General features: G+C 48.0%; 18 protein-coding genes. 3 read left to right on the top strand and 15 right to left on the bottom strand.

The annotated features are described in order from the left end of the window. Positions 1–133 precede the first annotated feature (133 nt). A complete protein-coding gene (locus ACN0VA_RS10995; protein WP_417821198.1) occupies positions 134–1,063 on the bottom strand; it encodes an exopolyphosphatase in 930 nt (309 codons plus the stop codon). A gap of 128 nt (positions 1,064–1,191) precedes the next feature. Next, complete coding sequence (locus ACN0VA_RS11000; RefSeq protein WP_417821199.1) at positions 1,192–2,028, bottom strand: sulfite exporter TauE/SafE family protein; 837 nt, start codon at positions 2,026–2,028, stop codon at positions 1,192–1,194. 175 nt (positions 2,029–2,203) lie between these two features. Between ACN0VA_RS11000 and ACN0VA_RS11005 the strand changes: the two genes are divergently transcribed. Beyond that, a complete protein-coding gene (locus tag ACN0VA_RS11005; RefSeq protein ID WP_417821200.1) occupies positions 2,204–3,919 on the top strand; it encodes a Na/Pi cotransporter family protein in 1,716 nt (571 codons plus the stop codon). Between the two features lie 12 nt (positions 3,920–3,931). On the opposite strand, the gene ACN0VA_RS11010 is transcribed toward ACN0VA_RS11005, so the two are convergent. From ACN0VA_RS11010 to ACN0VA_RS11070, 13 genes are all read right to left on the bottom strand, one after another. Next, positions 3,932–4,360 carry an acyl-CoA thioesterase gene (locus ACN0VA_RS11010; protein ID WP_417821201.1) on the bottom strand — a complete coding sequence of 143 codons (429 nt, stop codon included), beginning with the start codon at positions 4,358–4,360 and terminating at the stop codon, positions 3,932–3,934. A gap of 3 nt (positions 4,361–4,363) precedes the next feature. Then, positions 4,364–5,035 (bottom strand): crotonase/enoyl-CoA hydratase family protein, encoded by a 672-nt coding sequence (locus ACN0VA_RS11015; RefSeq protein WP_417821202.1) that lies wholly within the window; start codon positions 5,033–5,035, stop codon positions 4,364–4,366. A 2-nt stretch (positions 5,036–5,037) separates the two neighbouring features. Beyond that, the gene (locus tag ACN0VA_RS11020; RefSeq protein ID WP_417821203.1) at positions 5,038–6,033 is read right to left on the bottom strand and encodes an NAD(P)H-dependent flavin oxidoreductase; all 996 of its coding nucleotides are present in this window, start codon (positions 6,031–6,033) and stop codon (positions 5,038–5,040) included. A 71-nt stretch (positions 6,034–6,104) separates the two neighbouring features. Then, positions 6,105–8,375, bottom strand: a complete 2,271-nt coding sequence (locus ACN0VA_RS11025; protein ID WP_417821204.1) for a 3-hydroxyacyl-CoA dehydrogenase NAD-binding domain-containing protein — start codon at positions 8,373–8,375, stop codon at positions 6,105–6,107. Further along, positions 8,375–9,562 carry a beta-ketothiolase BktB gene (bktB, locus tag ACN0VA_RS11030; protein WP_417821205.1) on the bottom strand — a complete coding sequence of 396 codons (1,188 nt, stop codon included), beginning with the start codon at positions 9,560–9,562 and terminating at the stop codon, positions 8,375–8,377. The genes ACN0VA_RS11025 and bktB overlap by 1 nt, the downstream gene beginning before the upstream one ends. 28 nt (positions 9,563–9,590) lie before the next feature. Beyond that, entirely contained in the window at positions 9,591–11,369 is a 1,779-nt protein-coding gene (locus tag ACN0VA_RS11035; RefSeq protein ID WP_417821206.1) for an acyl-CoA dehydrogenase, read from the bottom strand. A gap of 21 nt (positions 11,370–11,390) precedes the next feature. Continuing rightward, complete coding sequence (locus ACN0VA_RS11040) at positions 11,391–13,202, bottom strand: AMP-dependent synthetase/ligase (RefSeq protein ID WP_417821207.1); 1,812 nt, start codon at positions 13,200–13,202, stop codon at positions 11,391–11,393. A gap of 28 nt (positions 13,203–13,230) precedes the next feature. Further along, on the bottom strand, positions 13,231–14,046 hold the full coding sequence (locus ACN0VA_RS11045) for an ABC transporter ATP-binding protein (RefSeq protein WP_417821208.1): 816 nt from the start codon (positions 14,044–14,046) through the stop codon (positions 13,231–13,233). A gap of 10 nt (positions 14,047–14,056) precedes the next feature. Continuing rightward, a complete protein-coding gene (locus ACN0VA_RS11050; RefSeq protein ID WP_417821209.1) occupies positions 14,057–15,232 on the bottom strand; it encodes an ABC transporter substrate-binding protein in 1,176 nt (391 codons plus the stop codon). A gap of 56 nt (positions 15,233–15,288) precedes the next feature. Then, a complete protein-coding gene (locus ACN0VA_RS11055) occupies positions 15,289–16,332 on the bottom strand; it encodes a branched-chain amino acid ABC transporter permease (RefSeq protein ID WP_188662273.1) in 1,044 nt (347 codons plus the stop codon). A gap of 5 nt (positions 16,333–16,337) precedes the next feature. Next, positions 16,338–17,216 carry a branched-chain amino acid ABC transporter permease gene (locus ACN0VA_RS11060; protein WP_417821210.1) on the bottom strand — a complete coding sequence of 293 codons (879 nt, stop codon included), beginning with the start codon at positions 17,214–17,216 and terminating at the stop codon, positions 16,338–16,340. A 3-nt stretch (positions 17,217–17,219) separates the two neighbouring features. Then, complete coding sequence (locus ACN0VA_RS11065) at positions 17,220–18,008, bottom strand: ABC transporter ATP-binding protein (protein WP_417821211.1); 789 nt, start codon at positions 18,006–18,008, stop codon at positions 17,220–17,222. Positions 18,009–18,107: 99 nt separating this feature from the next. Then, positions 18,108–18,851 (bottom strand): FadR/GntR family transcriptional regulator, encoded by a 744-nt coding sequence (locus ACN0VA_RS11070; protein WP_188662280.1) that lies wholly within the window; start codon positions 18,849–18,851, stop codon positions 18,108–18,110. Between the two features lie 319 nt (positions 18,852–19,170). Here ACN0VA_RS11070 and ACN0VA_RS11075 point away from each other — a divergent pair, with 319 nt between their 5' ends. Both ACN0VA_RS11075 and ACN0VA_RS11080 read left to right on the top strand, forming a co-directional pair. After that, a complete protein-coding gene (locus tag ACN0VA_RS11075; RefSeq protein WP_417821212.1) occupies positions 19,171–19,941 on the top strand; it encodes a FadR/GntR family transcriptional regulator in 771 nt (256 codons plus the stop codon). 237 nt (positions 19,942–20,178) lie between these two features. Then, positions 20,179–20,742, top strand: a complete 564-nt coding sequence (locus ACN0VA_RS11080) for a substrate-binding periplasmic protein (RefSeq protein ID WP_417821319.1) — start codon at positions 20,179–20,181, stop codon at positions 20,740–20,742. The last annotated feature ends 69 nt before the right edge of the window (positions 20,743–20,811 follow it).

Raw genomic sequence — 20,811 nt, forward strand, 5'->3', positions numbered from 1 at the left:
TCTATATCGCATATAACTTATAAACATGTGGGGTATCGTGCCTTGCAACGCAAGACACGACATACAAACATTCCCGCATTTGGCGGGAATATTTATTATAATCAAAATTTTATTGCTGCATAATTAAAATGCATCAACCATCGGCATTCATACCCGCAATCAAGGCGTCCAAAGTTTCAACGGCTTTATCGTTGGCCACTTGACAGGTTCCGGCATTTTGATGCCCCCCGCCGTTATAGCTCAACATCAACTCACCCACATTTGTGTTCGATGTTTTATTGAGGATGGATTTCCCACAGGCAAATACCGTATTTTGCTTTTTCAAGCCCCATAAAACATGAATGGAAATATTTGTATCCGGGAACAACGCATAAATCATAAAACGGTTACCCGTATAAATAATATCTTCGTTGCGTAAATCCAGGACAGCAACATTGCGATGAACCTGCGTGCAGCGTTTTAACTGATCGATAAACTTAGGTTCATGTTCCTTATACATATCGACGCGTTCTTTAACATCCGGCAGCGCTAGAATCTCTTGAATCGACATGCTTGCGCAACAGTCAATAAGCTCCATCATTAACTGATAGTTGGAAATTCTAAAATCACGGAAACGTCCCAGTCCGGTGCGCGCATCCATAAGGAAGTTCAAAAGGACCCAGTCTTCCGACTTGAGGATTTCTTCGCGGCTGAATTGTGCGGCATCGCCTTTATCAACCGCTTCCATCATTTCATCCCAGCTTGCCGGGAATTCACCATGCCCACCGTAATAACGCCAAACTACACGTGCCGCCGATGGCGCATCCGGGTCGATAATATGATTGGCAGGATTGTCATCCAATCGCAAAGTTTCACTCAAGTGGTGGTCAAAGGCCAAGTGAACCCCTTCCACATAAGGCAGGTTCGTCGTAATATCGCGGTTCGTAATCGCAACCTTACCATCTTGCATGTCTTTGGGATGAACAAAGGTAATTTTATCGATCAGGTCCATTTTCTTCAACAGAACTGCGCAAACCAAACCGTCAAAGTCGCTTCGTGTGACTAAACGAAACTTCTCCCCCATGATATTTTCTCCTTATTTGTTATCGGCAAGGGCATGACCACCTTTATGGAACTCGCCACATATAGATAAGTAAGTTATCCTAATTGCGAAAGAGTTTCAAAGCTTTCAGGTGGAAATACATATTTTTTCTATAACCCCAGCGCGCTGTACATCATCTTTAAACTGGTCACAAACAAAAAAACCGCAAATCCTTTTTTTAAATACTGCGGATTAACAGAATGTGCAATTTTTGCCCCCAACGGAGCACAGGCAACGGTCATCGGTACAATCAAACCAAAACCCAATAGATTGACATAGCCAATCGACCCCACCGGCAAACCTTCTGTCCCCCACCCCGATACCATAAAGCCAAGCGCGCCCGGCACCGCAATGATCAAGCCAAACCCGGATGCCGAAGCCACAGCCTTGCGTATGGGATAATTAAATGAGCTGAGAATGGGAACACTGATAGATCCCCCACCAATACCGACCATAACGGAAATGGATCCGATGATAAAAGCACATATAAATTCCAAGGGTTGACCGGGTAAGCCTTCACTTAGATGTCCGCCAGCTTTGCTTAATAACATCTGTATTGCGACCAACAGGGCCAAAATTGAAAACATAATGGTCAGCGTCTGCCCTTTTAAAAAGGCGGCTAACACGGTCCCTGCGATCACGCCAATCACAACACCAAGGGCCCATCTTTTCAGCAGTAACCAGTCCACTCCGCCTTTTTTATGGTGAGAACGCACCGAAGAAATGGACGTCCCTATAATCGTCGCCAAAGAGGTCCCGACCGCAACATGCATGGCGGCATCCGCAGACGTGCCAAATAACTGAAATAAGAAATACAAAACCGGCACGATGACAATCCCGCCGCCAACCCCCAACAAGCCTGCCATAACACCCGCAATAAAGCCCGTCGTGCCCAAGGCTGCAATAATTTGAAGGAGAAAAAGAGGATCGTTTAAAATTTGGCTCACGTAAGGACCATCCGCTTAATTGAAACTTTATGCATTCGGTTTAAACAGTTTCTTCTGATCAAACAACCCAGAACAGAAACATAACTGTTCTGATAACCTTCTGATAAATTGTCATTTGATTCCCTCCGGCTGTTAGATTACAGTTTTATGAAACAACAAAAAACAGGGATGCATTATGGCAAACGGCGCAGAATTGGACCTTTTCACCATTACCGCTGGTTTAGGCGGCGGTCTGGCAATTTTTCTTTTTGGGTTAGAACAGCTTTCTGCAGGATTAAAAGCCGTTGCTGGCGAAAAAATGAAGACCATTCTCGCCAGGCTTACTTCCAACCGGTTTTTAGGCATGTTTACCGGTGCCTTTGTCACTGCCATCATTCAATCATCATCTGTCACCACAGTTCTGGTCGTCGGTTTTATCAGTGCCGGTTTAATGAAACTGTCCCAATCCATCGGTATTATCATGGGGGCCAATGTCGGGACGACCATTACAGCCCAGATCATTGCCTTTAAAATTACCCATTTTGCTATGGTTATGGTTGCCGTCGGTTTTTTCATGTTTTTCTTCGGACGTGGGGATAAATTTAAACAGTACGGCAATATGATCATGGGGTTGGGGCTGATCTTCCTTGGCATGAATTTGATGTCCGATGCCATGTACCCTTTACGTAGCTACGAGCCCTTTCTAGACCTCATGGTCAGCATGGAAAACCCGTTTTTAGGTTTGCTGGTTGGGGCCGCCTTTACAGCCCTTGTCCAGTCATCTTCTGCCACAACCGGGATTGTCATCGCCTTGGCAACACAAGGGTTACTGTCTCTTCCCGGTGGGATTGCCCTGATTTTCGGTGCAAATGTCGGCACCTGCGTCACTGCAATGCTGGCTTCCATCGGTAAACCGCGTGAAGCCTTACGCGCCGCCGTCGTCCATGTCTTGTTTAACATTGCAGGGGTCTTGTTGTGGATCGGTTTCGTCGATCAACTTGCCGGGTTTGTACATAAAATTGGCGGAAACGCAAGCGGAACGGCCCGCGACATCGCCAATGCCCACACCATCTTCAACGTTGCCAACGCTTTTATTTTTATCTGGTTTGTCACGCCCTTTGCCAAACTGGTAGAGCGTCTTGTCCCCTTGGAAAGCGAACCGAGTAAAATCTCTACAAAACCCAAATATCTGGATGAGCCTTTAATTTCTACACCATCCATTGCCTTAAACGCAGTGCGTATGGAAATTGGGGAATTGGGCAAGCACGTCCAGCGTATGATGCAGGCCATTTTGCCCGCAACCCTGACCGGAACCAATGCGTCACTGGATAAGGTTGCCGACATGGATTCAAATGTGGATAGCCTGCATATGGCGATCCTGAAATATGTTCGTAAAATCGGGGCACAATCGTTGGGCGAAGAAGATATGCGCGAAGTTGTCCGCCTAATGTCTGCAGCCAATCATATTGAAAACATCGGCGACTTAATCGAAACCGATCTTGTCCAAATCGGGCGACGCAGGATTGAGGAACGCATCCATGTCAGCCCGGAAACAACCCGGTTATTGAAATCTTTCCACAATAAAGTTGACCATTCCATTGAACTGGCACTGGAAGCTTTGATTAACGAAGATGTTGAAATTGCTCATAAAGTCATTGATATGAAGCATACCATTGCCAGTGATTCCACCGCCATTTCGGCCTTTGGCGCAACCCGTCTTTTGGCGGAAGGTGAAAACCGTCATCATACCTATTCACGCGAAATGGAAACGATGGAACGCCTGCAACGTATTTATTATTTCGCCAAACGCATTGCCAAAGGCGTCATTGCCAAGGCAGATTCACATGAACTGGAAAACTGGGACGAAGACGATCAAGACCACCCTGCCGTTCAAGCACAAACGGCAGAGTAACTCTTTTTATCCTCAGTTATACTTGGCAAAAATTTCTTTCACATCATCTGATAGAGGCGTGCTTTTCCCCGTTTCCAGATTGGCAAAAACCAGAATGGTTTCAGCCGTGCTAAAACATCCTTGCTGGCAAAACAGACCTTGTTGCAAAGTCACCGAACTATTACCGATACGTTTAACCCGTGTACCGATTTCAATTTCATTTGGATAATGAACTGGGGCGAGATAACTGACGTTGATATTTGCCAAAACCCAGTTGACCTTGGCACTGAAATCATGCCCCAAATTCTTCACAAAGAAATCAGCACGTGCGGTTTCACAATAAACAGCCGATGCAATATTGTTCAAATGATTGAGCGCATCCATATCCGCAAACCGAAAGATTTCCGGCGTCCAGAATTTAAAATTCGCACGATCTGTCAAATTGACTTGATCTTCAGACATGGCTCAGGCTCCGTATACATCTTTATATTTCGCTAAAAAATTAGCCCGCAAAGCACGTTTCGCCTTTTGATGAGCAGGCATGTTCAGGCTTGCGAGATATCCGGCAACGTCATTGACGCGACGATCCAAAACATCTGCCTCCACTGCTTCATCCAGAAAACCAACATGAACCGCCTGATCCGGAGTATAGATAACGCTGTTGGCAAGGGCTGGAATTTGCGCGGGTTTTGCTAGGCGATCCAAAACCAGATCAATGCCGTAATCCGGCATTTCCACACCAATGGCAATTTCATTCAAACCGATTTTTGCAGAACCGTTTACCCCGATCCGGTAATCACAGGATAACAACAAAATAGCCCCCATTGCCAAGGCATGACCGGCACTTTTGGCAATCACGGGACGGCCTGCATTTAACAGACGATAAGACAAGGAAAAACCTGTTTTTAATAAACGATCCCGATCCGGTCCTTCGGCCTTCATTGTCTCAAGATCAAACCCGGCGCAAAAACATTTTGCACCACCTTCCAAGATAATCGTATCACTGCCTTTTTCGGCTTCATCCAAGGCTGCGTTCATCTGCGCCGCCATTTCAAAAGACATGGCATTGGCTTTGCCATCATCCATTTTAATCACGCCGATTTTATCTTGTTGTTCAAATGTGACGATCTGGGACATTGTTATTTTTCCTCTTCCATAAATTTTTTACTTTGGTCAGCCTGTTGGGTGACAGCCTGTACATATTCCTTTTTCATATTATGGATCAAGTCTTTAACGTGTGGGACATCATCAATGGACCCAACCCCCTGCCCCGCCGACCAAATATCTTTCCATGCGCCTTTCTTTTTTTCGTCATCCATCGTCAATTCAGATCCGAAATCAATCTCGGTCTTATCCGGCGTCATCGCTAAATCAATCCCGGCACGATCCAGACTAGGACGTAGGAAATTCGCATAAACGCCTGAAATTTTAGGCGTATAGACAATATCTTCCGCCCGGCTGTCGACAATCATATCTTTATAATCCGGTTGGGCCATCGCTTCTTTGGTCGCGATAAAACGTGTCCCGATATAGGCAAGGTCCGCGCCCATCATTTGGGCGGTTGCCACATCGCGCCCCGATGACAAACAACCTGCCAGCAAAATGGTTTTATCAAAAAATTGGCGAATTTCACTGACCAGTGCAAAGGGGCTCATCTCACCTGCATGACCACCGGCCCCGGCACTGACGCAAATCAAACCATCGGCCCCGGCCTTTGCTGCTTTTTTGGCAAATTTCAAATTAATCACATCATGAAAAACCAAACCGCCATAACCATGAACCTTGTCGATCAAGCTGGGAACTGCCCCCAAGGAGGTGATGATCAAAGGAACTTCATGCTTAACGCAGATGTCAAGATCGGCCTCTAGTCTGGGATTGCTGCGATGGGCAATTAAGTTTACCCCAAACGGTGCTGCCTTTTCGCCAGTTTGAGATTCAAATTCGGCCAATTGCTGTTTAATGGTGATAACCCAATCTTCAAATCCATCACTTGTACGTTGGTTTAAGGCCGGGAACGTTCCCACCACACCGGCTTTGCAGGTTTCAATGACAAGTTCGGGGCCTGACACTAAAAACATCGGCGCTGCAACAACCGGCAATTTCAGATTATCGTTAAAATTTTGCGCTAAAGTCATAGCCTTCTTTCCTTCCTAAAATGAAACGGGTCTGTTTTACCCCGAATAAAACAGGTCCGATCCTTTGTTTCTTAATTTTTCAACGGCTTGCCCGTCTTCAACATATGCTGCATGCGTTCGATCGCAGCAGGTTTTGCACACAGTATAAGCACGTTTTCCAACTCGGCTGCCAACAAGGATTTTTCCCAATCATCAGACAAGGCCGCCAACATGGTTTCATACGTCGTGCGTTCCACCAGTTCCTGATGACCACCTTCACTAAAAGATGGTTCTGCAACAGGTGATAAAGCGCTCAAAGTCTTTGGCTTGAACGGTGTTTCCTTAAGGGCGAGTGCACGCTTTTTCGCATCCATTAACAAACGATCCCGGTTCATGGTCACACCGTCTGTAGATCGCAGGTATCCCAGTTCCTTGGCATGCATGGCAGAACCGGACACCATCGCCCCGGAAATAACGCGGTAGGCATTTTCAATGGCTTTATCGGATCCCAACATTTCCTGTGAACGAACCAGTAATTCTTTCGTGCCGCCCCATGCCGGAATAATGCCGACGTTATTTTCCACAAGCCCGATATATAGTTCACTATGGGCCTGAACGGCATGGCAATGCATCAAAATTTCCACACCGCCGCCAAAGGCCCGCCCGGCAGGTGCCCCGACAACTGGTATTGAAGCATATTTCAAACGCATAAAGACCTGTTGACCATAGGCGATATAATCACGCACATAAGTTTGATCTTCGACCTTTTCGATCAAATCCGCCAAATTGGCCCCAGCGGCAAATAACGGCCCTTCGTTATATAAAACCAGTGCCTTGTTTTCTGCTTCGGCACGTTCGCGGATATGATCAATATTTTCCAGTAATTCTTTGGGTAAGGTGTTCATTTTTGTGCGAAATTCCAACGCCCAGACATCATCGCCCAAATCCCAGACATTTGCCGTTTCACTTTCAATCACACAAGCCTTGCGGCGTTTCAAATCCGCCAAGGTCAACACACCATCGGGGCGTGCGATTTCCACATATTGCCCTTTGGCATTCAGGCATTTTTCAACACCGTTTTCTTCAATATAAATCTGGCGTCCATCGGCATTGCGCAAGAAATCAGAAACAGACAAGCCATCCGCATCCAGACGGGCAACAAATTCTTTGGTGCCGATCAAGTCGATCATTTCAAACGGCCCGAACTGCCAGTTATAACCAAGCTTCATGGCCTGATCGACGGATGTAATTTCCCCCGCAACATCAGGGACCAAAGTTGTGGCGTAGTTCAAAACCTGTGACAGAACTTTCCAGCCATAAACACCGCCTTTATCGGGACTTGCCAGCAGTTCAGCCAACTGACCTTTCTTCAACTGTGCACTGGCGAGTTCAGATTTCTCGAAGTTTCGATATTCAAGGTTTTGAAGATTGATCGTTTCTTTGATTTTTTTGCCATCATCGGTGCGGCTCAGACGGTAAAACCCCTGATAAACACGTCCTTTGCGGCCATGATAGCCCCGTTCCACCATACCGACGATTTGTGGCAGAACATCCCGATAAGGCGCAAACGCATCTGTTTCAGGCAATAAACCACCCAAACTGGCCGTCACATCCGGCATCAAATTGATCCCGCATAAATCCCAAAGGCCGAAAATTCCGGTGCTCGGATAACCACACGGACCAGACATAATCGCGTCCGCGTCTTCAATACTCAGTCCATTGCGCACGGCTTCATAAACCGCGGCCTGCATCCAAAACACGCCAAGACGGTTGGCGATAAAACCGGGACGGTCCGCACAATGAATAACGGTTTTCCCCATCTGGATGTCATTAAAAGAAGCAACGCGATCAACCGCACTTTGTTTGGTCTCGTCTCCTTTAACAATTTCCAACAGACGCATATGGCGCGGTGGATTGAAATAATGCGTCACGATAAAATCTTCGCGCAAACGCTGGGGCATCCCTTGCATCAATGTCGCCAACGGAATGGTCGAGGTATTGGACGATACGACCGATCCATCTTTGCGCACGGTTTCGATCTTTTGAAATAAGTCTTGTTTGATATCAAGCTTTTCAACAATAACTTCAACGATCCAGTCACAATCCGATAGAAGGTTGAGATCGTCTTCGATATTACCGACGCTCAGGCGTTTGGCTGCCTCTTGCCCCATAAAGCCACCATTGGCCCCGGCTTTGATAAAACGCTCCACCGCCCCTTGGGCAATGGCATTTCGGTCCGTTGCACCATCGGGCACAATATCCAGCAAGACAACCTCGGCCCCACCATTGGCCGCCTGTGCGGCAATGCCTGCCCCCATAACACCGGCCCCAATGACGCCAACTTTTTTAATATCCTGCGTCATTACAGTTTCTCCACGATCATTGCGATACCCTGACCGCCACCTATACACATGGTCATCAAACCATAACGTCCATTGATGCGTTCTAATTCATACAATGTTTTCAGAGTGATGATTGATCCTGTTGCACCAACCGGATGACCAAGGCTAATCCCACTGCCATTCGGGTTTACTTTTGCCGGATCGAAATCAAGCTCGCGTGAAACCGCCATTGCTTGTGCTGCAAATGCTTCGTTTGATTCAATCACATCCATATCAGCAACGCTTAACCCGGCACGTTGCAATGCTGCAGGTGCCGCACAAATGGGGCCAAGCCCCATAACATTGGGGGCAACACCACCAAAACCGTATGATACAATGCGCGCACGAGGTTTCAGGCCCCGTTTTTCCGCTTCGCTTTCGGTTGTTAAAACCATTGCACAAGCCGCGTCATTAATGCCGGAAGCATTCCCCGCCGTGACAATGCCATCTTTTTTAAAGGCAGGCGGTAATTTTGCCATGCCTTCAACTGTTGCATCCATGCGGATATGCTCATCCGTATCAAAGGTAAACGATTTGCGGCCTTTCTTAACTTCAACCGGAACAATCTGGCTTTTGAAATAGCCTTTTTCCGTTGCGTTTTGGGCGCGACGATGACTTTCCACCGCATATTCGTCCAGTTCTTCGCGGCTCAAACCATATTGTTCGGCAATGCGTTCGGCTGTCATACCCATATGACCACTGTCAAACGGGTCTGCCAGAACACCTGTTGTCATATCATACAGGCGACCATCACCCATGCGTTGACCAAAACGTGCACTTTCCAAATAATAAACGCCCCGGCTCATGACCTCAGCCCCACCAGCCAAAGCCAGTTTACAATCGCCCAACATCAACATTTGCGCGGCTGAAATTAAAGACTGAATGGATGATCCACACAGACGGTTCATATGAAAGGCAACCGAGCTTTCTTTCATCCCGGCGTTCAAGGCAATATGGCGCGACAGATAGGCATCCTGCGCCCCGGTCGTGATAATATGCCCAAAGACAGAATGTTCGATATCTTCTGCCGGAACACCGGATTTTGAAATCGCTTCTTTGGCTGCAATGGTGCCAAGGTCTGCTGGACTAAATCCACTGAGGCTGCCACCAAAACCACCGACCGCGGTTCTTGCACCATCAACAATAACTACATTTTCAAGGTTGGACATTTTTGTCTCTCCGTTTTCTTTGAATTTCTTAGAATTGATCGTCGCTCAGTCCCCAAACGGCATCCGTGCCATCCAGAACGATACTGAGGCAGGCCTCAGCCTGCGGTAAAATGTGAGTGATATAAAAATCGGCGCAGGCGATTTTCCCTTTGAGGAAACCCGTATTCGCATCACTTTGTTCCTGCTGCGCCATTGCAATAGAGGCTGCCTTCAACATCAGATAACCGCCAATGGCGTATCCCCAGACATCTAGATAAGCCACAGCGGTTGCCGCCACGTTTGCCGGGCCGGATTTGGCACGTTTCAACATCAAACCCAAAGCTGCGTCACAATGATCCAATGATTTTAAAACCTTGGCTTTCCCATCTTGCAAACGCCCGTCCTGATATCCGATGACATCTTCTTTCCATTGCGCGAGCAAACGACGCGCCGTCGCACCTTCGTCACGCAATGTCTTGCGGAAAACAAAATCATTGGCTTGAATAGCCGTTGTGCCTTCATAAATCGTGATGATGCGGGCATCGCGGTAATATTGTGCTGCCCCTGTTTCTTCGATAAAGCCCAAACCACCGTGAACTTGAAGACCAAGCGAAGTCATCTCCACCCCGCGTTCGGTGCACCATGCCTTGATAATCGGTGTTAAAAATTCCGCATCCGCCTGCACTGACTGACGACGTGTTTCATTTTCTTCATAATGGGCCAGATCAAGTTGTGCCCCGCCCCAATAGGTCAAGGCACGCATGGCTTGGGTCTGACTTTTCATGTGCATCAACAGACGTCGCACATCGGGATGCTTGATAATTGTATCACCGGGTTGTCCGTTAAACGGTACGCCCTGCACCCGTTCTTTGGCGTAAGAAAGCGCTTTTTGATAGGCCCGTTCCGCCAAGGATACACCTTGCAAACCAACTTCAAAACGCGCACGGTTCATCATCACGAACATATATTCCAACCCGCGATTTTCTTCGCCGATCAGATAACCAACCGCACCATCTTCATCCCCATAAGACATAACGCATGTCGGGCTGGCATGAATCCCCAACTTATGTTCCAGCGAAATCGCCCGCAGGTCATTTCGTGCGCCCAGACGGCCATCTGCATTCACCAGATATTTCGGGACGATAAACAAGGAAATCCCTTTGACCCCGTCCGGTGCATCCGGTGTGCGCGCCAAAACAAGATGAACGATATTGTCTGATAGTTCATGATCCCCATAAGAAATAAAGATCTTCGAACCTGAAATCAGATAATGATCACCATTTGGTACCGCCTTGGTCCGAACCGCCGCCAGATCCGAGCCAGCTTGCGGTTCGGTCAGGTTCATGGTGCCGGTCCATTCCCCACTGATTAATTTGGGAAGGTAGCGTTCTTTTAAGGCATCACTGGCATGGCGTAAAATCGCATCCCCGGCCCCTTGGTTCAACAAAGGCCAAAGGGAAAAGGCAAGGTTTGCACTTTGAAACATTTCAGCGACACTGCCTGCAACAACTTCGGGGAAGCCTTGCCCGCCATAAGCCGTTGAACTGCCAAGACCGACCCAGCCGCCTTGCGCCACCGCATCATAAGCCGCTTGCCAGCCATCCGGCGTAACAACCTTGCCATCAATCAGTTTTGATCCTTGTTGATCCCCGGTTTCATTTAAGGGGGCGAGAACCTGTTCCGCCAGTTTCGCGGCTTCTTCAGTAACGGCCTCGACCATATCCCAAGACAGATCATCATTGCCAATTTTATCAAAAATTTGATCGTAGTTCGCCATATGTCGCACGACAAAACGAATGTCGTCCAACGGTGCTTTGTAAGTCGTCATTTCTCTATTCCTTGTCACAGATCAGGCGTAAAGGGCCTCAATTTCCGTTTCATATTTCTGCGTAATGCTTGCACGCTTGATCTTCATGGTCGCCGTGACTTCGCCGTCGTCATGGTCCAGTTCTTTGGTCAGCAGGTGGAATTTGCGGATATGGGCAACCGTTGCCATTTTCTCATTTTGAGTCTTAATCTCGTTTTCCACCAATTCCCGAACAGCGGGGTTTTCTGCTAAATTTTTGAAATTGGTATAAGCAATTTGCTGGCTTTCCGCCCATTGGCCGACCGTTTCAGGATCAATCTGGATCAAGGCGGAGACAAATTTGCGTTTTTCCCCAATCACAATACATTCCTTGATGTAAGGGCTGGCCTTCATGGTATTTTCAATTTCTGTGGGGCTGAGGTTTTTCCCCCCGGCCGTGATCATAATATCTTTCAAACGATCAACAATGCGCACATGCCCGTCTTCGATGCGCACCACATCCCCTGTATGCAGCCAGCCATCCACGATGGTCTGTTTGGTGGCCTCTTCATTTTTGTAATATCCGGCAAAGACCAGATCGGATTTCACCAATAACTCGCCAGTTTCTTCATCTGCGCGTAGCTCGGCATTGAAAACACCGGGACCAACCGTACCAAGTCGGATATCTTGTAAGGTTTGTGACGTAACCATCCCGGTGGTTTCCGTCTGTCCATACACTTCGATAAACGGCAAACCGATGGTGCGAAAGAAATTAAGGATAAAAGGCGAAACCGGGGCCGCCCCACTCATCACCGTATGGGCGCGACGCAAGCCGACAAAATTCTGTAACGCGCGAAAGAACAGCCAATAAGCCAACTGAAATTTCAGTTTTTCGCCCAATGTGCGTTCATGGGCCGGTTTCAGATTAAACGGTTCACACATTTTCAGCATTTTTTGATAAAGGGCATAACGCCAGCCGCCAGCTTCCACCATTTTGATATGAATGGCAGATTGCAATTTTTCCCAAATACGCGGCACACCTAAAAACAAATGCGGGGCCACTTCGCGTACATCTTGCTGCACGGTGCGAATAGATTCCCCAAAATTCACCTGATAAGCTCCGCAAATCGCGCCATATACGGTCAAAAGCTGTTCTGCCACATGGCACAAGGGTAAATAAGAAAGGTAACGTTCGCCTTGTTTTACACCCAATGTTTCCAACACGGCATGGCCTTCTGCGCGCATGTTTTTATAGGATAGCATCGCGCCTTTGGGGCGTCCGGTCGAACCGGATGTGTAAACCATCAAACCGATATCGGATAACGTCTGTTGTGCCAGTCCTTCTTCCAATGCCGTGAAATGAGTATCGCCACGTTTGGCACCGGCCTCGACCACATCATCAAACAAAAGAACCTTATCTGCCGGATAACTACGAAAACCTTTATGTTCCAAAACGATGATCTTTTTCATTTTGGGCAGGCTGTCCCAGCTTTCTAAAATCTTATCTGTCTGTTCCTGATCTTCACAGACAATAACTTCCACATCCCCGTGTTCCAGAACGTAGGCGACCTCTTCGGCGGGACTGGTCGGATAAACCCCGACTGAAATAGCTCCTAAAATATTCGCCGCCATTTGGGACGTCACCCATTCCCAGCGATTTTCCGATAAAATGCCGAGGTGACTGCCTTTGCACAGTCCCAGTTCTTGCAAACCCAGCGCAAAATGACAGCTGCGCATATAATAATCGTGCCACGTGATCGGTTGCCAGATACCATGATCTTTTTGACGCAAGGCAACCTCATTGGGAATGTCGCGGGCATGGGCCTGCAACATTTGCGGGATGGTCAGTTCCGGTAAGGATATGTTCGCATTCATTCTTAAAACGTCCCGTATTCTTTTTCTTTTAGGAAAGCCAGCGTTTGCGGCGTTTATAATGTTTGACGTCACGGAAGGATTTACTTTCGCCTTCACCGTGCCCGCCCATGCCCAGATAGAATTCCTGAACGTCTGAATCGCTGGTCAACACTTCTGTCGGACCATCCAAAACGATCTTGCCCGTTTCCATGATGTAGCCGTAGTCCGCAACGGCAAAGGCCATTGCCGCATTTTGCTCCACCAACAGCATGGAGGTTCCCTGCTCGTTATTGATCCGCGCGATAATGGAGAAAATTTCTTCGGTAAACAGCGGAGACAAACCAAGGGACGGTTCATCCAGCAAGATGATTTTCGGATTGGCGATCAAAGCCCGCCCGATAGCCAACATTTGTTGTTCTCCACCCGATAGATAACCCGCCAGACCGTCCCGGCGTTCATAAAGGCGGGGGAAATATTCATAGACCAGTTCAAAACGTTTTTTGGCCTTGTTCAGATCATCGGCGTAAGTGGCGGCAGTCAGGTTTTCTTCAACGCTTAAATCTTCAAAAACGCGACGGCCTTCCATGACATGAAACAAACCACGGCGCACCAGACCATGTGGACTATCTTCCCGAACGGCCTTGCCATCAAACATGATCTCGCCGGATTTAACTTCGCCTTTTTCCAGTTCCAACAGTCGTGAAATGGCTTTTAAAGTCGTGGATTTTCCTGCCCCGTTTGAACCGAGGAGGGCGACAACCGCCCCCTTCGGCACAGACAGTGACAAGCCCCGCAACACCTGAACAGTGTTGTTGTAAACAACTTCGATGTTGCGGATATCCAAAATGGGTGACTCGCTTGTCATAAGTTTTTCCTTAGTCCAGATTGATCCAGTCGGAAGCTGCAACCATTTGTTTTTTCGCAGCATCGTACTGATAAACCCGACCAACCGGGACAGAGTTCCCTTTCACAGAAACAGGCACACCGATCACACCGCCGGTATCAAAGTCTTTAATGGCTTGCAGGCCAGCCTTCAGGTTCGCCCCGTTCAGTTCTTTGCCTGCTTTCACCGTATTGCGCGCCGCTTCCGCCATCATCATGGTGCTGAAGAAACCCTGCATATAGGCATTGCTTTGATAGGTGTCGCGCATGGAACGGATTTTATCCAGCATCGGTGCATTGTCGGCTTTGGTGTAATAATAGTTATACGGCATCACGCCCATAAACCCGTCGGCAACATCACCCATTTTGCCAACCATTGAATTGTCCATAGACCAGAATGTACCCATGAATTTGGTCTTTAGGCCCATAGAGCGCGCTTGTGTGATAAATTCCGGGATCGGTGCCAGTACATAACCGTGGAAGATCACGAAATCAGGACGCGCACGACGCATTTTTAAAACTTCGGTGGATACATCCACACCACCCGGTGCAGTGGAGATCACAAGGTTCATATCAAGGCCAAGTGCCTTGGCGCTTGCTTTGGCCCCTTCAACCGGATCACGGCCGAATTCTGTATCAGAATGTACAAAACCAACTTTTGCACCCGGTTTTTCCTTGGCAATATATTCCAGCAAAATACCAACCATGTCGGTATAGCTCGGCCCCGGAATAAAGATATTCGGGTATTTCTTCGGATCATCCAACTCAGATGCAAAAGATGCACCTGCCATCAACATTTTTCCAGAACGGTCAAGTTCGGGGGCGATCGTTTTGGAAAAAGCCGTTGAATCCCCATAATAAAGATTTACATCATGCTGGCTGGTAATTTTGTTAAAGGCGGCAACGGACGCGTCCACCTTGTAAGCTGTATCTTCCGGTACATAGACCAACTTGTGTCCTTCAATACCACCATTGTCATTGGTGATTTTTACCGCGTCTTGAATACCGGCATGAATACCAACACCAGCAAAGGCAAAGACACCTGTCAACGGAATGGAACCGCCAAGAACGATATCCTTTTTATCAGCTGCATGTGCTGCACCAACCATCAGACCGGCACCCAGTGCAACGGCTGTAGCCCGTTTTGCTATCTTGTGAAAAATAGACATTGATTACTCCCTGTTAGGATCGTGTTTAAGTTAAAATTTGACAGTTTATTATTGTCTCAGGTCCGAAACGGCCAGAGATGGAAGAACCGTCGGATATTGCGCCAAATTTCGGCCAAACCGTCCGGTTCAAAGATAAGGAAAAAAATGATCAGCCCGCCAAAAACGATGATCCGTACAGGCGACATCACCGCAACCGCGTCCGGCCAAATCGGCGATAACACGCCCACCATCATTTTCAGAATTTCCGGCACCATCGTCATAAAGACTGCGCCTAAAATACCGCCGAGGATTGAGCCCATGCCGCCAACGATAATGGCCGCCAAAAAGAAGATCGACATCATCAAGGGAAAGCTTTCCGGCGTAATCACACGGAAGAAATAAGCCCATAAGCCCCCGGCGACACCGGCGTAAAAAGACGAGATCGCAAAGCTCAACAACTTATAACGCAACAGACGGATACCCAGAACCTCGGCAGAAATATCCCGGTCACGAATGGCGATAAAGGCACGCCCGATGCGGGTGCGAAACAGGTTCGCCGCCCCAAACAGCATGACAACGGTGATCGGCATAATAATCCAATAAACCTGATTAGGCTGCACCAGTTCAAACCCGAAGATAGACGCAGGCGGCATGGTCAGACCGGACACACCACCTGTCACGCTCGTCCAGTTTGCAAAAACAAAATGCAAAATGACAGACGCCGCAATCGTTGCAATCGCCAAATATAAACCCTTAACCCGCAAGCTTGGTAATCCAACGACGACACCAACCAAAGAAGCCGCTCCACCTGCAATCAGCAAGTTTAACAAAAACGGTGTCCCGGCGTTGATTTCAAGGATTGCGACCGTATAGGCTCCAACGCCCATAAAGGCAGCTTGGCCTAAACTCACCAGGCCGGTAAATCCGGTTAAAATGTTCAATCCCGTCGTACTGACAATATTGATTAAAACCAGACAAACCAGATAACCGATATATTGTCCGCTGATAAACGGCAGAACCAACAAGGCTGCTGCCAAGGCTACCATCCATGCGCGCTGCACGTTCGTATCGAACAGGGCTGCATCATGGAGATAATTTTCTTTTGCTGTACCAATACGCATATCACTTACAACCGTTCAATTTCATGTGTACCGAAAAGCCCATAAGGACGAACGACGAGAACCAGAACCAACAGGCAAAAGGTCGCCAGCATCTTGTATTCTCCACCCAAATAAGCCCCGGCGTAGGTTTCGATTATGCCGACCAAGACCCCGGCAATCAGGGCACCCAACAAGCTGTCCAATCCGCCAACAATCACGACAACCAGTACAGACAGGCCGTACACCCCCATGTTGGGCGAAATTCCGCCGATGGACCCGACCAGAATGCCTGCCCCGGCAGAAATCATCGCCGTAATGACCCAAACGCTGGAAAAAACACCGGGAACGTTAATCCCCATTGAATATGCCGCTGCTTGATCACCCGCTGTTGCGCGCAAGGCAACACCGCCGCGCCATGTGCGAAAAACAATCAGGAACAGACCTAAAACGACCGCTGCAATAGCAAAGGCATAACCAACTTTGGATGATAAATAAGCTTCGCCGATAAAGATCGGATCAGATGGCATAAATTCGACCAGACGCTGCGGATTTGCCCCCCAGATAATCTCGACCAAACCAACCAGAACGCTGCCTAAGCCGATGGTGACCATAAAGATAGAAATTGCGCTTTCACCCAACATCGGGCGAATGATCAAACGTTCAATCACGCCACCCATCAGGCCTGTCACAAGGATCGCCAACGGAATGGCCGCCCACATCGGCAAGGCAAGTCCCGCGCTGAACCCCATGAAAACATAGGCACCGAACATCAATATCTCGCCGATTGCCATATTGACAACACGGGTCGCCTTATAAATCAGAACAAGGGCCAAACCGGTCAGGGCATAAAGACCGCCACTGCCGATCCCGGCCAATCCGATTTCGCTGAAAAATAACCAGTCCATAGCTTATTTTCCCTCCTTGAATTTCTTGCGAAGGGCCGCAACATCACCTGAACCCAAATAAGCGGAAATCACATCGGGATGCGCCTGAACATCACCGGGCAAACCCTCGGTAATGACTTTGCCAAAATTCAAACAAACCACATGATCAGACAGGTCCATGACCAGTCCCATGTCGTGTTCCACCATTAAAACCGTCACGCCCCATTCTTCTTTCACATCCAGAATAAAGCGGGCCATATCTTCGGTTTCTTCGCGGTTCATGCCCGCAACAGGTTCATCCAGAAGCAGAATTTTCGGCTGCATGGCCAAGGCACGCGCCAGTTCCACCCGTTTTTGCAACCCATAAGACAGATTGGCGACGGATTGATTGCGGATATGATCAATTTCCAGAAAATCAATGATACGTTCTTCAACTTCACGGCGCAGTTCACATTCTTCACGCCGGGCCCGCCCAAAATAAAACAAGGCATCCAGCACATTGGTTTTCAAATGAGCATGACGGCCTAGCTTGATATTGTCTAAAACCGTCATCCCCTTAAACAGGGCGATGTTTTGAAAGGTTCGTGACATGCCGCGTTCAGCGCGCTCCGGCGCCGTTACTTTATTGACGTTCTCGCCTAAGAAACGCACATCGCCTTCACTCGGTTTATAAAAACCCGAAATGGAGTTAAACAAAGACGTCTTCCCCGCCCCGTTTGGCCCGATCACGGACGTAATCGAGCCCTCTTTCACACTGAAAGACACGTTGGACAATGCTTTGACCCCGCCAAAGGATAGGCTGACACGGTCCACCGCCAATATTTCCTGATTTAAGAGCGGAGGTTCTATCGACCGCGCACTCTGTGATACTTGCCTCATCTGCATTGCTTTCTTCTTTTTGAAGTTTCCCTGTTAATGCTCTTTATCGATCCAGTATTTCGACGTCACCGGATCATCGAAATTGACACCCACGCCCAGCAGGCCTTTTTCAAAATCGAGAATATGTTTCTTCATCCAACTCAACGCCTTATCCCGATCACCGGCTTCCAACGCCTCCAGTAAGATACGGTGCGCGTCATAAAGACGTTGCGCCCCGATCGGTGCCTTTTCAAAAATCTGCTGCGTGGACGCATAAATCAGCTGACCAACCGGTTCATAAGCCATAACCATCACCGCATTTTCCGTGGCACGCGCCAATGTGGTGTGAAATTCCATATCCAATCGCGCCAGCGTTTCCGGCTCCGTCATGGACATACGGGTCTGCGTCAAGTTTTCACGTAGCGCGCTAAACAACACCGCATTATCATGCTGCAAGGCATTTTCAATGGATGCCATTTCAACAAAGCTGAGATATTCCACAAGATCGCGGTAGGTCGCACGCTGCATCAAAAGGGTGCGCTTGATCTGTGCGCTCATCAAATTGCTTTTGGGGCGGTCGACACTCAGCCTGCGCCCTTTTCGACGCGTCAACAAACCCAAGTATTCCAGAACGCGCACCCCTTCACGAATGGTGTTGCGACTGACGCCGAATTGTTTTTCCAATTCGGCTTCCGTGCCGATCTGGTCACCTTGGGAAAGCTCCCCACGCATAATTTTCATTTCGATCGCTTCAACCACCTGATTAAAGGCAGGTTGAAGGGATAACTTCTCAAACATCCAACAGCCTCCCTTATAATTATTGGTTTAAATGATCTTTGGATCTTCGTATTGTCGGACAATAGGACTTTATAAAATTATGTTCGCCAATCAAGCATTTTTTGAAATTTTATTATGTGCAGTGCAGCGACACCTTATATCCCCTGCGTCAAGGGCTACACAGGTTGACACATTCAGTCGGTAAAGAATGAGAATGAAGAGCAAATGCATAAAAGATTCGAGGCAAACAACCCTAATGACAAGTCCGCCTATCTCCACTATATTCGCGAGAATCAGCACGCCTTTGTTCAAAGGCTCAATCGGGACTCTCGTACTTCTTATGAAAAAACAAAAATTCGAAAAGCTTGAAATCTTACCTGCCTATCGTCAGGTCGCCGATGCAATCGAACAGCAAATCATGGAAGGCCTGATTAAACCCGAAGAACCCATCGGCACAGAGGCCGACCTTGTTGAACAATTTGGTGTCAACCGATCCACGGTTCGCGAAGGCATCCGCTTGTTGGAACAAAGCGGCATGTTGCGCCGGGGTGAAAAACGCCGCCTTTATGTGTCCCTTCCCGGGTATGACAAACTGGCAACACGCATCAGCCGTTCCTTGGTCCTGCATAAAGTTACCTTTCGGGAGCTGGTGGAATCACTGGAAATTTTGGAACCAAAAACCATTGAATTGGCTGCAAAAAATATCACCGATGACCAACTTGATCGTCTAGAACGCAATGTGCGTGAGACAGAAGAAAAATTGGACGATAAAAACGAACTCGCCCGCCTTGATACCGAATTTCATAGTATATTAGCCGAAGCCGCCCAGAACCGCGTTTTTATTCTGGCGCGCGAACCCTCTGGCTTACTCATTTATCCGGCCACCCAATATATTTTTGAAACCGTCCCCGAAGCCCCGTCTCGCCTGCTGGAAGCACATAAAGTCATGCTCAACGCGCTACGCGAACGTGATGTGGCAGAAGCAAAATCATGGATGCATAAACATGTACGTGATTTTGTGAAAGGTTTGATCCGTACCGGTGTCGATCTGGATGGCCCCATCGCCAAGCCCCATCTGGAACATTTATTCAGCTTAGACACGTATCTCTAAAGCCTGAACACATTTTCGGTGCATTCCTCTATTGAACATAAGAACAATATATTATAGGCTTCAATTCAACCACTAATAAGAACAGAACACCAAGAATTCTCTAAAACAGGGAGGTCCAGCACAATGTCTTTTGCGAAACATTTTCTTTTGTGCTGCCTTTTCACTGTTCTTGGTACTTTTTCAAATCCAGCAAGCGCCACTGATTCCCCCCAAGTGAAAGTCGCAGTATCTTTGGAGATGATTAAAGGTCTCCCCCAGAACGCACGTTGTCTGGAACGAGTGCAAAAAACATTACCCAACCTATCTATACAAGATATGCCGTGGAAAAGGATCATACAGTCCTTGCAATCGGGACGATCCGATATAACCCCTTGCATATTCAAAACGCCTGAGCGCGAAACCTTTCTGGACCTCTATGGTCCAATTGCCATGCTGCCGATTATCCTTGTTCGACGAAACGGGCAGAATATCCACCTTGGTAACATCAAGGATTACCACGGGGTTTTCTTGCGCGGGACGTCGCTGATAAAGGACTATACCAATAAGTCCATGCGAGTTTCAGAAACCTCGCGCATCCCCAATATTCTGGAACTTATTCGAAATGGTCGGGCAGATTACTCCCTTATGCCGGGGAATTTCATCGAAGATCGCAACACCACCGACCTCAATATAAATGTGATTGATGAAATCCCGCTTTATATCGGCATCAGTAAAAAATCCCCCAACAAGACGGTGATTTGGAACCAATTATCCGATCATGTTCCAATTGCCAGTCGCAATATACCCGCTCCCAATCGTTAAGGCCCTTATCCCGCAATAAAAACTGGCTCTATCATTAAAATGATAGAGCCAGTAGCCCTTAAAATAAGG

The organism is Terasakiella sp., assembly GCF_048267425.1.
In the GTDB taxonomy this organism is placed as follows: Bacteria; Pseudomonadota; Alphaproteobacteria; order Rhodospirillales; family Terasakiellaceae; genus Terasakiella.

Excerpts from the sequence above, each read along its gene's own strand:
- ACN0VA_RS10995 (WP_417821198.1), bottom strand. The coding sequence starts at position 1,063 with ATGGGGGAGAAGTTTCGTTTAGTCACACGAAGCGACTTTGACGGTTTG.
- ACN0VA_RS11005 (WP_417821200.1), top strand. The coding sequence starts at position 2,204 with ATGGCAAACGGCGCAGAATTGGACCTTTTCACCATTACCGCTGGTTTA.
- ACN0VA_RS11010 (WP_417821201.1), bottom strand. The coding sequence starts at position 4,360 with ATGTCTGAAGATCAAGTCAATTTGACAGATCGTGCGAATTTTAAATTC.
- ACN0VA_RS11015 (WP_417821202.1), bottom strand. The coding sequence starts at position 5,035 with ATGTCCCAGATCGTCACATTTGAACAACAAGATAAAATCGGCGTGATT.
- ACN0VA_RS11020 (WP_417821203.1), bottom strand. The coding sequence starts at position 6,033 with ATGACTTTAGCGCAAAATTTTAACGATAATCTGAAATTGCCGGTTGTT.
- ACN0VA_RS11025 (WP_417821204.1), bottom strand. The coding sequence starts at position 8,375 with ATGACGCAGGATATTAAAAAAGTTGGCGTCATTGGGGCCGGTGTTATG.
- bktB (WP_417821205.1), bottom strand. The coding sequence starts at position 9,562 with ATGTCCAACCTTGAAAATGTAGTTATTGTTGATGGTGCAAGAACCGCG.
- ACN0VA_RS11035 (WP_417821206.1), bottom strand. The coding sequence starts at position 11,369 with ATGACGACTTACAAAGCACCGTTGGACGACATTCGTTTTGTCGTGCGA.
- ACN0VA_RS11040 (WP_417821207.1), bottom strand. The coding sequence starts at position 13,202 with ATGAATGCGAACATATCCTTACCGGAACTGACCATCCCGCAAATGTTG.
- ACN0VA_RS11045 (WP_417821208.1), bottom strand. The coding sequence starts at position 14,046 with ATGACAAGCGAGTCACCCATTTTGGATATCCGCAACATCGAAGTTGTT.
- ACN0VA_RS11050 (WP_417821209.1), bottom strand. The coding sequence starts at position 15,232 with ATGTCTATTTTTCACAAGATAGCAAAACGGGCTACAGCCGTTGCACTG.
- ACN0VA_RS11055 (WP_188662273.1), bottom strand. The coding sequence starts at position 16,332 with ATGCGTATTGGTACAGCAAAAGAAAATTATCTCCATGATGCAGCCCTG.
- ACN0VA_RS11060 (WP_417821210.1), bottom strand. The coding sequence starts at position 17,216 with ATGGACTGGTTATTTTTCAGCGAAATCGGATTGGCCGGGATCGGCAGT.
- ACN0VA_RS11070 (WP_188662280.1), bottom strand. The coding sequence starts at position 18,851 with ATGTTTGAGAAGTTATCCCTTCAACCTGCCTTTAATCAGGTGGTTGAA.
- ACN0VA_RS11075 (WP_417821212.1), top strand. The coding sequence starts at position 19,171 with ATGAAAAAACAAAAATTCGAAAAGCTTGAAATCTTACCTGCCTATCGT.
- ACN0VA_RS11080 (WP_417821319.1), top strand. The coding sequence starts at position 20,179 with ATGATTAAAGGTCTCCCCCAGAACGCACGTTGTCTGGAACGAGTGCAA.